At 67.7% G+C, this 12,267-nt stretch carries 12 protein-coding genes and 1 tRNA gene; 9 read left to right on the forward strand and 4 right to left on the reverse strand.

The genetic code is table 11. The features are described 5' to 3' along the window. Positions 1 to 14: 14 nt before the first annotated feature. Genes otsB through HYZ11_15530 form a run of 3 tightly spaced genes read right to left on the reverse strand, consistent with a single transcriptional unit; the run spans position 15 to position 2,763 of the window. Positions 15 to 860 carry a trehalose-phosphatase gene (gene otsB, locus HYZ11_15520; protein ID MBI3129015.1) on the reverse strand — a complete coding sequence of 282 codons (846 nt, stop codon included), beginning with the start codon at positions 858 to 860 and terminating at the stop codon, positions 15 to 17. Beyond that, positions 857 to 2,101, reverse strand: a complete 1,245-nt coding sequence (locus HYZ11_15525) for a glycosyltransferase (GenBank protein MBI3129016.1) — start codon at positions 2,099 to 2,101, stop codon at positions 857 to 859. Before HYZ11_15525 ends, otsB begins: the two co-directional genes overlap by 4 nt. Beyond that, positions 2,098 to 2,763, reverse strand: a complete 666-nt coding sequence (locus HYZ11_15530) for a hypothetical protein (GenBank protein MBI3129017.1) — start codon at positions 2,761 to 2,763, stop codon at positions 2,098 to 2,100. Before HYZ11_15530 ends, HYZ11_15525 begins: the two co-directional genes overlap by 4 nt. Positions 2,764 to 3,043: 280 nt before the next feature. Between HYZ11_15530 and HYZ11_15535 the strand changes: the two genes are divergently transcribed. The 9 genes from HYZ11_15535 (at position 3,044) to HYZ11_15575 (ending at position 12,024) form a co-directional block, all read left to right on the forward strand. Next, positions 3,044 to 5,341, forward strand: coding sequence for a mechanosensitive ion channel (locus HYZ11_15535; protein MBI3129018.1), 2,298 nt, complete (start codon positions 3,044 to 3,046; stop codon positions 5,339 to 5,341). Between the two features lie 470 nt (positions 5,342 to 5,811). Beyond that, positions 5,812 to 6,441 carry a pyridoxamine 5'-phosphate oxidase family protein gene (locus HYZ11_15540; protein MBI3129019.1) on the forward strand — a complete coding sequence of 210 codons (630 nt, stop codon included), beginning with the start codon at positions 5,812 to 5,814 and terminating at the stop codon, positions 6,439 to 6,441. 95 nt (positions 6,442 to 6,536) lie between these two features. Further along, positions 6,537 to 6,695: a hypothetical protein gene (locus HYZ11_15545; GenBank protein MBI3129020.1), complete on the forward strand. Its 159-nt coding sequence runs from the start codon at positions 6,537 to 6,539 to the stop codon at positions 6,693 to 6,695. Positions 6,696 to 6,840: 145 nt separating this feature from the next. After that, on the forward strand, positions 6,841 to 7,254 hold the full coding sequence (locus HYZ11_15550) for a MarR family transcriptional regulator (protein ID MBI3129021.1): 414 nt from the start codon (positions 6,841 to 6,843) through the stop codon (positions 7,252 to 7,254). 141 nt (positions 7,255 to 7,395) lie between these two features. Beyond that, positions 7,396 to 7,875, forward strand: a complete 480-nt coding sequence (locus HYZ11_15555; GenBank protein MBI3129022.1) for a VOC family protein — start codon at positions 7,396 to 7,398, stop codon at positions 7,873 to 7,875. A 79-nt stretch (positions 7,876 to 7,954) separates the two neighbouring features. Next, positions 7,955 to 9,130, forward strand: a complete 1,176-nt coding sequence (locus HYZ11_15560; GenBank protein ID MBI3129023.1) for an exo-alpha-sialidase — start codon at positions 7,955 to 7,957, stop codon at positions 9,128 to 9,130. A gap of 41 nt (positions 9,131 to 9,171) precedes the next feature. Next, positions 9,172 to 9,657, forward strand: coding sequence for a VOC family protein (locus HYZ11_15565; GenBank protein ID MBI3129024.1), 486 nt, complete (start codon positions 9,172 to 9,174; stop codon positions 9,655 to 9,657). 5 nt (positions 9,658 to 9,662) lie between these two features. Beyond that, positions 9,663 to 9,959: a MoaD/ThiS family protein gene (locus HYZ11_15570; GenBank protein ID MBI3129025.1), complete on the forward strand. Its 297-nt coding sequence runs from the start codon at positions 9,663 to 9,665 to the stop codon at positions 9,957 to 9,959. Positions 9,960 to 10,851: 892 nt separating this feature from the next. After that, positions 10,852 to 12,024, forward strand: a complete 1,173-nt coding sequence (locus tag HYZ11_15575; GenBank protein ID MBI3129026.1) for an ATP-binding protein — start codon at positions 10,852 to 10,854, stop codon at positions 12,022 to 12,024. Positions 12,025 to 12,106: 82 nt separating this feature from the next. On the opposite strand, the gene HYZ11_15580 is transcribed toward HYZ11_15575, so the two are convergent. Next, a tRNA-Leu gene (locus HYZ11_15580) sits at positions 12,107 to 12,192 on the reverse strand. Between the last annotated feature and the right edge of the window lie 75 nt (positions 12,193 to 12,267).

Raw genomic sequence — 12,267 nt, forward strand, 5'->3', positions numbered from 1 at the left:
GCGCCGATCGGCTTTCACCGGGGCGGGGGGTGACCCGCCCCGGTTTTTTCTTTCCACTCCGTCCGCTCGTGCCACCGCCGCAGGAACTCCGTCAGCTCCCCCGGGGGGCGGAGCCAGGCGCGGGCGCTGGAGGGCCGCCACGCCTCCCGCACCAGGACGGGCAGCCCCCGAGACCCGAGCGCCCGGAAGGCGTCCTCGTCCGTCTCGTCGTCGCCCAGGTAGGCGGCGGGGCAGCCCGGCGGCGCCTCCTTCAGGATGGCCCGCACCGCGTCCCCCTTCGTCCAGCCGGGCGCCCGCAGCTCGAGGCCCCCGTCGAAGGGCAGGAGCTCGAGCCCCGAGGCCTGGGCCACCTCTTCCCACAGCCCCTGGACCGCCCGGAGAGCCTCCTCCCCCCGCCCCGGCGGAAGCCCCCGGACGTGATACGCGAGCGAGAAGGGTTTCTTCTCCCGCCGCGAGGGGAGCCCAAACCCGCCGAGGCGGCGCTCCGCCTCCTCCAGCCCCCGGGCCTGCTCCGGGGAGGGAGGGATGACCCGGGTCCTCCCGTCCGCCAGGCGCCGCTCGCGCCCGTGCGAGGCCCACACCTCGGGCAGGGGGTCCACCCCCAGCATGGGGAGGAGCCCGTTCAGGCTGCGGCCGCTGATAAGGGCGACGCGGGTGCGGCCCTCCCCCCGGATGGCCTGGAGCAAAGGCAAGACCCCCGGATAGGGGGCGGCCTCGGCCGGCTCCGTCCGGAAGGGGGCGAGGGTGCCGTCGTAATCCAGGAGGAGCAGGGCGGCGCGCGCGCCCTTCAGGCCGCCAAGGAAGCGGGCGGCCTCGGAGCCCTCGGGCCCCGGGAGGGGAGGGTCCGCTCTTCTCGTCACAGCGGAATCTCCCGGCCCGGGTCCCCTCCCCTCTGGAGGCTCAGCATGAGGGCCAGGTACTCCCGGAGGTGGCGGGTCACCAGGAAGTTGTCGCGCACGAAGCCGTGGGCCTGGGCGGCCATGCGCGCGTAGAGGCGGGGGTGCTGCAAGAGATAGCGGATGCGCAGGGCCGCCCCCTCGGGGGTGTTCACGAGGAAGCCCGTGTGGAAGTCGTGCACCTGGAGGCGGATGCCGCCCGTGTCCCCGCCGATGACGGGCTTGCCCTTCCACAAGCCCTCGGTGACGGTGAGGCCGAAGCCCTCGCGGGTGGATTTCTGGATGATGACGAAGGAGGCCCGCTGCAGGGCGTTGATGGTCAGGTGGGCGTCCGGGGCCAGGCTGAGCACATGGATGTCCGGGTCGTCCCCGGCGCAGGCCCGCACCTCGCCGAACATGCGTCCGCCCTCGGGGTCGTCCGCCGCGCCGCCCCCCGCCAGCACGAGCTGGGGACGGGGCCGGGTGCGGAGCATCCGGAAGGCCCGGATGACGCCGATGGGATCCTTGAAGCGGTCGAAGCGGGACACCTGCGTGAGGATGGGCCGCTTCGGGTCCAGCTGGAACCTGTCGAGCGCCGCCCGGATGTCCGCCTCCGTCAGGGGGCGGTTCTTGTCGCTCAGGGGATCGATGCTGGGCGCGATGAGGAACTGCGGGTGGGGCAGCGCCCGCGCGAACTGCGGCATGGAGAAGATGCTGGCGTCGTACTTTCCGGCGATGGGCTCCAGCCACCGCCACACGGCGCGGTGGGGGCGGCTCGCGTCCACGTGGCAGCGCCACACCCATTTCCCCCGGCGCTCCGGGCACTTCGCGATCAGCCCGGCCGGCTGGGGGTCGTGGATGAAGACGAAGTCCGCCTCGCAGAGCCTCTCGCGCAGCGCCTGGGCGTTCCGCTCCGTCACGTCGTCGTAGGCGGCGATGTCCCCTGAGGTGAAGTCCTCCTGGAAGCCCTGGAGGCCGTTGTGGATCTTCTTGGTGGCCTGGAAGAAGGCGTCGTTGCCGACGATGACCTCCCAGGACACCTCGAGGCCCAGGTCGCTCATTAGGGGGGTGAGCCACGCCAGTATCTCGGCCACCCCGCCGCCGTAGCGCGTCGAGTTCACGTGGACGACCTTCCGCCCCTGCAGGCCCTCGGCGAGCTGGTGGAGCTGCGAGATGCTCTCCTGGCCCACCACCTTCGCGTAGGAGGAGATCCGCATCTCCCTCATGCCTCCGCTCCGCCGCCGATGACCCCGCGGGCGCGCCGGATCATCTCCTGCTTCAGGTCCCGCAGGTTGAAGAACTGCACGTCCACCCCGGCCAGCGCCCCGGCCAGCCGCCGCCCCAGCTCCCCCTGCGCCTGGAGCCAGTCCGAGAAATCGTCCGGCCCCTGATGACGGGACCGGCCCTCGACGAAGTGGAAGTACAGGCTCCGGCGGGTCATCTTGCGGAGGGCGCCGAGGATGTCCTCCGGCCTCCCGATGCGCATCCCCGTATCGAACACCACGATGGACGCCTGCATGAAGTAGAAGCCCTTGCCCCAGGGCACCGAGGGGAGATGCTCGATCTCCGCGAGGCGCTCCTCCAGGATATCGAGGATGTCCGCGCGGAGGCTCTCGATGGAGGAGGCCGCGAACGGATCCAGGTTGGCGAGGCGCTCGGCCAGGATCTGGTCGCCCAGGGAGCGGTAGGCCCAGGCGGCGAAGTCGTTGGTGAACTCGGGCTCGTCGAAGCCGGGCCGGATCAGGCGCTCGATGGTGTGATGGTAGATGCTCTTGTCGGAGCAGCGGCCCGTCCGGTCGCGCAGCTCGCGAAGGTTGACGGCCGAGGGCAGGCCGTCCATCCGCACGATCAAGGCGCAGGATTTGACCTCGAACGGGCCGGCTGCCATCCCGGTCCCTCCAACCGGCGGCGTCATGGAGGCGGTGGCGGAACGAGAAGAAAACCTTTTCTTCGCCCGGCCGGAGGCCGGTGGACGAGCCGACCCTCATCCTGACACATGGCGGCGCTTTTTTACACCCCCTTTGATCCCGCACCCTCCACCCGCTAAAATATCCGTGATTCGGCCTTTTAAGCCCGCCCGGCGCGGTTCCGCCTCTCTCGTCAGGATGACCGCCTCTCCTGGGGGATGCCCGCCGCCGGACCTCCCGCTCCCCGCCCAAGGAATGATGATGCCCCGGACGATACGCCTGACGCTCAATTCTCTCGCCCTCGGGCTCGCCTGCGCCGCCGGGCTGGCGCTGTGCCTGCCGGAAGGGGCCCTCGCGGCGCCGGCGTCCTCCCCGCCCGCGGAAGGGATCCAGCGGCAGGAGATCGAGTCGCTCATCCGGCGCATCGAGAACCCCAAGGAGCGGGAGGCCCTCGTCCGCCAGCTCCGCCTCCTCCTCGGCGCCCAGCGCGGGGAGGCGCCCCCGGCGCCCCCGAAAGAAGATACCTCCTCCTTCGACCATTTCTTCGCCGAGACGGTGCAACGGCTGAACCAGACCGTCCGGGAGACCCTGGCCTCCTTCGAGATGGTGCCCGAGAAGCTGGCCCGCATCCCGGAGCGGTGGGAAGAAGCCTTCTCCCGCCACGGCGGGCTGCAGGCGGGCCTGCGGTTCCTCGTCGCGCTGGCCGCGGCCCTCGCCTTCCTGGCCGCCGCCCGGTTCCTCCTGCGGAGGCTCCTGCCCAAGCCCTCGGGCGACGGGACGGGCCACGGCTGGTTCTTCCGCGTCCTGGCGGCCCTCAGGGAGTGGCTGGAGCGGGTCCTCCCGGCCGGGGCCCTGCTGGCCGGGGGCTCCCTTCTCGTGGTGCTCCTCGGCCTGGGGCGGACGGAGGAGGGCCTCCTCCTCATCTTCCTCTGGGCCGTCTTCCTGCAGCTGTTCCTGCAGGGGGCGGTGGCGGCCTTCCTGGCGCCCGAGCGGCCGGGATGGCGGCCCGTGCCGGTAGAAGACGAAACGGCCGTCTACTTCTCCCTCTGGTCCAACCGTTTCATCCTCGTGGGGGTGTGGGGGGAGGCGCTCGCCCAGGTGTGCCGCGCCCTGGACCTGGGGCCGGAGCTCCCTCTCCTCGTCTCCCACGCCTACCGCTTCATCCTCCTGCTCCAGATCCTCGTGATGGTGTTCCAGCAGCGCGACCGGGCGCGCGCCTTCCTCTCGCTCCGGGAGCCGGAGAACGCCCCGGGCCCGGTCCGCGTCGCCGTCCACGCCTGGAACATCGCCGCCGCCCGCTGGCACCTCATCGCGGTCCCCTATTTCGTGATCTTCTACCTGTTCTGGACGGGAGGCTCCCGGGCCCGGCTCCGCCTGCTCATCGAGGCCACCGTCCTCACCGTCGTCATCGCCGCGGCGGCCCTCGCCTTGAGCCGGCTGGCCCAGCTCGGCACCCGGCGCCTGTTCGCCGTGAACGAGCGCCTCCGCCGGCTCGTGCCCGGCATCGAGTACCGGGTGAACCTCTACACCCCGGTCATCACAACCGCCCTGGTCGTCCTCGTCTGGGCCGGGGCCGCGCTCCTCATCCTGGACGCCTGGGGCGTGCCCACGCTGGCCCTCCTCTTCTCCCGGGCCGGGCTGGCCCTCCTCGGAAGCCTCCTCGGCATCGCCCTGACCACCGCCGTCGCCGCCCTTCTCATCGAGGCGGCCCGCGCCGCCCTGGAGTACTTCCTCACCGGGCGGAGGCGGGCGGACGGCACGCCCCGCATCCCCACGCCGCAGCAGCGCACCCTCCTCCCGCTCGCCTTCTCGGTCTTCAAGTGGGCCGTCATCGTGGGCGCCTCGATCAGCATCATGGCCAACGTGGGGGTGAACGTGGCCCCCATCCTGGCCGGCGCCGGCATCATCGGCCTGGCGGTGGGCTTCGGGGCCCAGTCCCTCGTCAAGGACGTGATCACCGGCGTCTTCATGCTCCTCGAGAACAACATCGCCGTGGGGGACGTGGTGAAGGTGAAGGACATCGGCGGCTTCGTCGAGGGCTTCAACCTGCGCTCGGTGCGCCTGCGGGACTACGACGGCAACGTGCACGTCATCCCCAACGGCTCCATCGACGTGGTGACCAACTTCACCAAGGAGTTCAGCCAGGCCGTCTTCGAGATCGGGGTGGCCTACCGGGAGAACGTGGACGAGGTCATCGAGGTCATCCGGGAGGTCGCCGAGGGGATGCGCGCCGACCCCGAGTGGAGCTCCATGATCCTCGAGCCGGTAGAGATCGCCGGGCTCGACAAGTTCGCCGACTCGGCCGTCGTCATCAAGGGGCGCTTCAAGACCCGGCCCATCAAGCAGTGGTCCGTGCGGCGCGAGTTCTACCGCCGCATCAAGAACACCTTCGACGCCCGGGGCATCGAGATCCCCTTCCCCTACCGCACCCTCGCCTGGGCCCAGCCCAAGGGGGGCGAGGGAGGCTCGGGCGACGGCCAGAAAGCGGCCGGAGCGCCCTTCCCCGCCGCGACCGGAAAGGGCGAGCGCCCGCAGGAGGGCCGCAAGGAGGGGGCCTAGCCGCGCGACACAGCGCCCTCCCGACAGTCGACTGTCTTTCCCCCCTTTAAATGCTCTTTTTCCATTAATATCCGTTACTAACCGTTACTTCCCCCATTTGAAACTCTCTTCAAAACTCCTTTTTCATGCCCTTTTTCCCTCAATATCCCTTATTAACCGTGACAAAAGGGCCAGCGGCTTCCCGCTCTGCAGGGGCAGCCTTCCCCCCAAAAGGCGATGCCCGCCCTCGGGCAAGATACATCCATCCTCCCCTGAGCCATTTACCGCAATTTCGCGCAAATCGCGCCATTTTCCGTCACGGGATGAATTTCGGGGGCCGTGCCCTCAATTCGGCATGCTTCGCCCCCTACAGACCCCCGCCCCCCCGCAAACCGCCGAACCCCCTCGCCCCGGCCCCAAAAATCGGATAAAATATTCCCCTATTTAGGACCGGGGCCTCCGGCCCCCCGACGAGGAAAGGGAGGATCCCCATGGCAGAGCCCGAGATCGCGGCCCAGATCGACACGCAGGAAGAGCTCCGCGCCCACTACGGCGAGGTCAACTACCGCGCCCGCCTGAAGCAGCTTCCCAAGCTGGAGAAGCACAGCAAGCGCTTCATCTCCCTCTCCCCCTTCTTCGTCCTCTCGACCGCGAGCGGCAAGGGCACCGACGCCTCCCCCCGGGGCGACGCCCCCGGCTTCGTGAAGATCCTGGACGACCGAACCCTCGCCATCCCCGACCGCCCCGGCAACAACCGGGTGGATTCCTTCTCCAACATCCTCGAGAACCCCAGCGTCGGCCTCCTCTTCCTCGTCCCCGGCATCAACGAGACCCTGCGCGTGAACGGCAGGGCCCGCATCACCACCGACCCGGCCGTCCTCGCCGGGCACGCCTTCCAGGGCAAGCTCCCGCGCTCGGTCATGCTGGTCGAGGTGGAGGAGGTCTTCCTCCACTGCGCCAAGGCCCTCATGCGCTCGAAGCTCTGGGACCCCGCCCGCCACGTGGACCGCAAGGACTTCCCCTCCATGGGCGAGTGCCTGGCCGAGCAGATCGGCGGCGGCCTCGATCCCAGGAAGGTCGAGGAGGAGGTCTTCGAGGGCTACCGGAAAAATCTGTACTGAGAACCCAACAGCGCGAAAACGAGAGGCGCCCCGCAAGGGCGCCTCTTTTTTGTCCATTCCCGGTGCACGGGGGGATCGAACCGGTGGCTTGCACGATGCGCTTTAAAAGCGAGGACCAGATCGACCTGGAGGAGGGGTTGAAGGCGCTGGAGGCCATCAAGGCGGGGAAGGAAGTCCCCGTCCCCATCGAGGAGGCCCTCAAGCGCATCGGCTACAAGCCGCGCAAGAAGAAGGCCCGCGCCAAAAAGAAATAGAAACCGCCTTGCGCCACAGGTATTCCTCCGATTCGACCCCTCGCATCGTTCGGACGCCCTGAGGGAAATTCGCCTCGTCCCCGGCGGTTTTTCCGCCCATCCGAATTTCGGACTTGACGGGGGATATGGGTGTATCTACACTTAAATGATGCGCGCCGCCATCGATCTCGCCGAATGCAGGGCGTGCCACTGCCTCGCCGCGCGCCGGCGGGCCCGGGCGATCACCCGGCTGTACGAGGAGAAGCTGCGCCCGCACGGCCTGCGCGCGACGCAGTTCTCCATCCTCGCCGCCCTGGCGTTGAAAGGACGGGCGCCGATTGGGGAGCTCGCCCGGGTGCTCGGGCTCGAGCGCACCACCCTCACCCGGAGCGCGGCGCTGCTCGAGCGGAACGGCTGGATCGCCGCCGGCCCGTCCCGGGACGCGCGGGAGCGCCCCCTCCGCCTGACTCCGGCGGGGCGCCGGAAGCTCAAGGAGGCCTTCCCCGCCTGGAAGGAGGCGCAGGACCGCATCGGCCGGGAAGGCAAGCCGGGCACGGCGAAGAATCATGCGGCCCAATGACCGCCTGAGGCGCGAAACCTGAAGGGTGCGGATTTATGATGTAGAATGGCTTTTTCCGGAACATACGGCCCCAGCCTGACCCATATTGAGCTCTTCCGCCTCAACCCAATGCCGCCGAGATCATCGAAGAAGGAAGTCATCATGGCCAAGCCCATCCCCGACGGATTCCACGCCGTGACGCCGACCCTGACTCTCGACGACGCCGCCCAGGCGCTCGACTTCTACAAGCGCGCCCTGGGCGCCCAAGAGCTGATGCGGATGCCCGGCCCCGGCGGCCGCATCATGCACGCCATGATCAAGCTCGGCGACTCCATCGTCATGATGGGCGATGAGTCCCCCGACATGCCCGAGTGCCGCTCGCCGAAATCCGCCGGCGCCCGCACGGCCGGGCTCTACGTGTACGTGCCCGACGCGGATGCCGCCTTCAAGCGCGCGGCGGACGCCGGGGCGAAGGTCGTACAGCCGCCGGCCGACATGTTCTGGGGAGACCGCGCCGCCACCATCGAGGACCCCTCCGGGCACCAGTGGACGCTGGCCACCCACCGGGAGGACCTCACGCCCGAGGAGATCGGCCGGCGCCAGAAGGAGTTCTTCGCCTCGATGAGCCAGCAGAAGGCGTAGGGTTATGCGTGAGGCCAGGTATTCTAGGTGCCGCCTTCTGCCCCCCTCGTGAGAGGGCAAGCCCGGGAAGGAACGGGATATGAGCCAAGTGAGATTGCTGGTCGGCACCCGCAAGGGCGCCTTCGTCCTGACCTCGGACGGGAAGCGCGGGCGCTGGGACGTGGCCGGCCCCCACTTCGGGGGCTGGGAGATCTACCACATGAAGGGCTCCCCGGCCGACCCGGACCGACTGTACGCCTCCCAGACGAGCGCCTGGTTCGGCCAGATCATCCAGCGCTCGAGCGACGGCGGGAAGACCTGGGAGACGCCCGGCGGGGAGAAGATGCCCGACCCCTACGGCCCGCCCGCCGGGGTGAGCAATAAGTTCGTCTACGACACCTCCCCCGAGACCGGCAAGCCCCTCACCACGCACCAGTGGTACGACGGCACGCAGCACCCGTGGGAGTTCAAGCGGGTCTGGCACCTCGAGCCCTCCCTGACCGATCCGGACACGGTGTACGCCGGCGTGGAGGACGCTTCCCTCTTCCGCACGGCGGACGGCGGCCGCTCATGGCAGGAACTCCCCGGGCTGCGCGGCACGCAGGGGAACCTCTGGGCGCCGGGAGCGGGGGGCATGTGCTTGCACACCATCCTGCTCGATCCGGGCAACCCCAAGCGGATATTCATCGCCATCTCGGCCGCGGGCGCCTTCCGGTCGGACGACGCCGGCCGGACGTGGCGGCCGGTGAACCGCGGGTTGAAGTCTCAATACATCCCAAACCCCGAGGCGGAGGTGGGCCACTGCGTCCACCGCATCGCCATGCACCCCTCTCGCCCCGGCGTCCTCTTCATGCAGAAACACTGGGACGTGATGCGCAGCGACGACGCGGGCGATTCGTGGCGGGAGGTGAGCGGGGATCTGCCCACCGACTTCGGTTTCCCCATCGAGGTCCACGCCCACGAGCCCGAGACCGTCTACGTCGTCCCCATCAAGAGCGACTCCGAGCACTATCCCCCCGAGGGCAAGCTGCGCGTCTACCGCAGCCGCTCGGGCGGGAACGAATGGGAGCCCCTCGCGAAGGGCCTGCCTCAGCGCGACTGCTACGTGAACGTGCTGCGCGACGCGATGGCCGTGGACAGGCTCGACCCCTGCGGCGTCTACTTCGGAACGACCGGCGGGCAGGTCTACGCCTCGGCGGACGGCGGAGACAACTGGGCGCCCATCGTCCGGGACCTCCCGGCCGTGCTCTCGGTCGAAGCCCAGACGCTGCCGTGACCAATATGAAGATGGCGGGATGAATGAAGGAGGGAAAATCCATGCAGCAGTTCACTCCATGCCTGTGGTTCGATGACCAAGCCGAAGAAGCGGCGAACTTTCATGTATCGGTTTTCAAGAACTCCAAAATCGGGAGCGTTTCTTACTATGGCGACGCGGGCGCGAATGTCTCCGGAAGGCCGAAGGGGACCGTGATGACGGTGACGTTCCAGCTCGACGGGCAAGAATTCATGGCGCTGAACGGCGGCCCGGTGTTCAAGTTTTCGCCTGCCATATCCTTCATGGTGAACCGCGAGACGCAGCAGGAAGTAGACCGATTGTGGGAAAAACTCTCCGAGGGCGGAGAAAAAGAGCAATGCGGCTGGCTGAAGGACAAGTATGGGGTGTCCTGGCAGATCATTCCAACGGAGCTGGGCGAGATGATGCAGGACGGGGACCCGGAGAAGTCCGAAAGGGTCATGAAGGCGCTGCTTCAGATGAATAAGATTGACATCGAAAGCTTAAAGCAAGCGTGCGAACAACGATAATGGCCATGATCCGCGTCGTCCTCCCCGAGCACCTGCGCACCCTCGCGCGCGCCGCGGGCGAGGAGGTGGAGGTCGAGGCCGAGCGGGCCACGCTGGGCGCGCTCCTCGACGCCGTCGAGGCCCGCTACCCGGCCCTGCGCGGCACCATCCGCGACCACGCCACACTGAAGCGGCGTCCCTTCGTGCGCTTCTTCGCCTGCGGGGAGGACCTCTCCCACGAGCCCCCGGAGGCGCCCCTGCCCGATGCCGTGGTCTCCGGGGCCGAGCCCTTCCTCATCGTGGGGGCCCTCGCGGGGGGGTAGAAAGGCGGGGCAATCGCAAGGGAGCGCGGGGCCCCCCGGCGCCGGAGGAAGCCATACAAAACCAGGAAGGGCGCCCTTCGCGGGGGCGCCCTCTTTTTTCGTCCGATGTGAAATTGCACATATGGCAAACCGGCTCATCGGCAATCTGCCAATTCGGCAAAATGACAATCCCGCCAAAATACCAATAACTCGTACTCTAATAGATATATGGGATGCGAGCGTCTCAGGGAGGAATTATCCGGCCTATATGCCGGCGAAATGAAAGTGGATGGCATTTTTATTGCTATTTCCGGTTTTGCTGCCTTTGCTCCCTCCGCGTCTCCCGGATCCCAACGCACCCCTGGCAAGAAGGAGAGAAACATGATTCTTCGCGTTGACCCTCTGACTGTCATCGCGCTGCTCGGCGTCGCGGTGGCGCTTGTGGCGGTAAGCGCCCGCTAGGAAACCCCGGCCGCTCTCGCGGAAGCCGGGCGGCCCGCAAAAGGGAGGACGACCATGATACTGCGCGTTGATGCATTGCTCGTCATCGCCGTGCTCGGCATCGCGGTCGCCATCGTGGCACTGGCCACGCGCTAGTAAGGCCGCCCGCCTTCGGATTTGAGGGCCGGCCTCGCCTCGATGAAGAGGTGAGGGGGGGGTGCTTCGCGCCGAAAAGCCCTCGCCGCGGAGCGGCCCGCCCCCGGCGCTCTTGGGCCGCGCGGCGGGCACCGGATTCCCGCCGGATTCGCCTGGTGCCGGAGGCGGACTCGACCTCCCCTAATGGGCTTGCTCCCGGAATCTGGGCGGAGGCCGATCCTTGCAAATCTTCCAGCTCATGTAAGATTTGCAAGGATATTTGCGGATTTTTCGGTTTATCCTTGTATTTCTTCCATCAGATGGATAAAATACAAGGATGATAGACCGGCGGATCAGGGAAAAGGTCAAGCAAGCTCTGGCCTATCAGGCCGCCGTGGCCATCATCGGGCCGCGGCAAGTGGGGAAAACCACCCTCGCCCTCGAAATCGGGAGCGAGACGGGCGCGACCTATCTCGATCTCGAAGACCGGACGGATCGGGAAAAGCTGAGCGACCCGAAGCTGTTCCTCGAACGCTACGAGGACAGCCTCGTCATCCTGGACGAGATCCACCGCGTGCCGGAATTGTTCCAGGACCTAAGAGGCATCATCGACCGGGGGCGCCGCAAGGGAAAACGGACCGGGCGCTTCCTCGTGCTCGGCTCGGCCTCCATCGACCTGTTGCGGCAGTCCGGCGAAAGCCTGGCGGGCCGGATCGCCTACGTGGACATGGGGCCGCTCGATATTCTCGAAGTGCCCGCAGGCGCGGACGCCCTCAATACGCTCTGGGTGCGCGGCGGGTATCCCGACAGCTACCTCGCCCCGGACGACGAGCGGAGCCTTCAAATCCGCAAGGATTTCATCCGAACCTACCTCCAGCGGGACGTAGGGTTGTTCGCGCCGCGCCTTCCGGCGGAGACGCTGGAGCGGCTCTGGACGATGCTGGCGCACAGCCAGGGCAGTCTTCTCAATGCGTCACGCCTGGCGAGCGGCCTCGGCGTCAGCACCCAGACCGTGACGCGCTATATCGATCTTCTCGCGGACCTTTTGCTTGTGCGCCGCCTGCCGCCCTTCCGCGCCAATATCGGCAAGCGCCTGGTGAAGTCGCCCAAGACCTATGTGCGGGACAGCGGCCTGGTCCACGCCCTGCTCGGCATTGCGGATCACAACGCCCTGGCGGGCCACCCCGTGGTCGGCGCGAGTTGGGAGGGCTTCGTGATCGAGAATCTTCTGGCGGCGGCCCCGCCCCGGACCATGGCGAGCTTTTACCGCACCTCCGCGGGCGCGGAAATCGACCTCGTGCTCGAGCTTCCGGGCAAGCGCGGCCTCTGGGCCATCGAGATCAAGCGCGGACTCTCGGCGAGCCCCGGCAAGGGATTCCATAACGCCCGGGAGGACCTGAAGCCGAAGCGATCCTTCGTCGTCTACTCGGGCGAGGAACACCACCCGGCGGCCAAGGGCGTCGAGGCCATCGGCCTCCGCGAAATGGCGTCGCTGCTGGCGGAGGGGTGAGGGGCGGGAAAAACGGGAAGCGCCCGGAAAAGATGCCTCTTGTTTCGGACAAGCCCTCCATCGTCCAACATTGCAAAATACTTGGTGCCGGAGGGGGGAATCGAACCCCCATGGGCTTGCGCCCGGCGGATTTTGAGTCCGCTGCGTCTACCGTTCCGCCACTCCGGCGGGGCTAGGGCCGTCAACATGTACCGGAATTTCCCCCTCCCGGCAATCTAGCGGGCTCCCCCGGGCTTTGGTAGC

It is taken from the genome of Candidatus Tectomicrobia bacterium, from assembly GCA_016192135.1.
GTDB lineage: Bacteria > UBA8248 > UBA8248 > UBA8248 > UBA8248 > 2-12-FULL-69-37.

Coding starts and splice junctions, on each gene's coding strand:
- HYZ11_15525 (MBI3129016.1), bottom strand. CDS start 2,101: ATGAGGGAGATGCGGATCTCCTCCTACGCGAAGGTGGTGGGCCAGGAG.
- HYZ11_15530 (MBI3129017.1), bottom strand. CDS start 2,763: ATGGCAGCCGGCCCGTTCGAGGTCAAATCCTGCGCCTTGATCGTGCGG.
- HYZ11_15535 (MBI3129018.1), top strand. CDS start 3,044: ATGCCCCGGACGATACGCCTGACGCTCAATTCTCTCGCCCTCGGGCTC.
- HYZ11_15540 (MBI3129019.1), top strand. CDS start 5,812: ATGGCAGAGCCCGAGATCGCGGCCCAGATCGACACGCAGGAAGAGCTC.
- HYZ11_15545 (MBI3129020.1), top strand. CDS start 6,537: ATGCGCTTTAAAAGCGAGGACCAGATCGACCTGGAGGAGGGGTTGAAG.
- HYZ11_15550 (MBI3129021.1), top strand. CDS start 6,841: ATGATGCGCGCCGCCATCGATCTCGCCGAATGCAGGGCGTGCCACTGC.
- HYZ11_15555 (MBI3129022.1), top strand. CDS start 7,396: ATGGCCAAGCCCATCCCCGACGGATTCCACGCCGTGACGCCGACCCTG.
- HYZ11_15560 (MBI3129023.1), top strand. CDS start 7,955: ATGAGCCAAGTGAGATTGCTGGTCGGCACCCGCAAGGGCGCCTTCGTC.
- HYZ11_15565 (MBI3129024.1), top strand. CDS start 9,172: ATGCAGCAGTTCACTCCATGCCTGTGGTTCGATGACCAAGCCGAAGAA.
- HYZ11_15570 (MBI3129025.1), top strand. CDS start 9,663: ATGATCCGCGTCGTCCTCCCCGAGCACCTGCGCACCCTCGCGCGCGCC.
- HYZ11_15575 (MBI3129026.1), top strand. CDS start 10,852: ATGATAGACCGGCGGATCAGGGAAAAGGTCAAGCAAGCTCTGGCCTAT.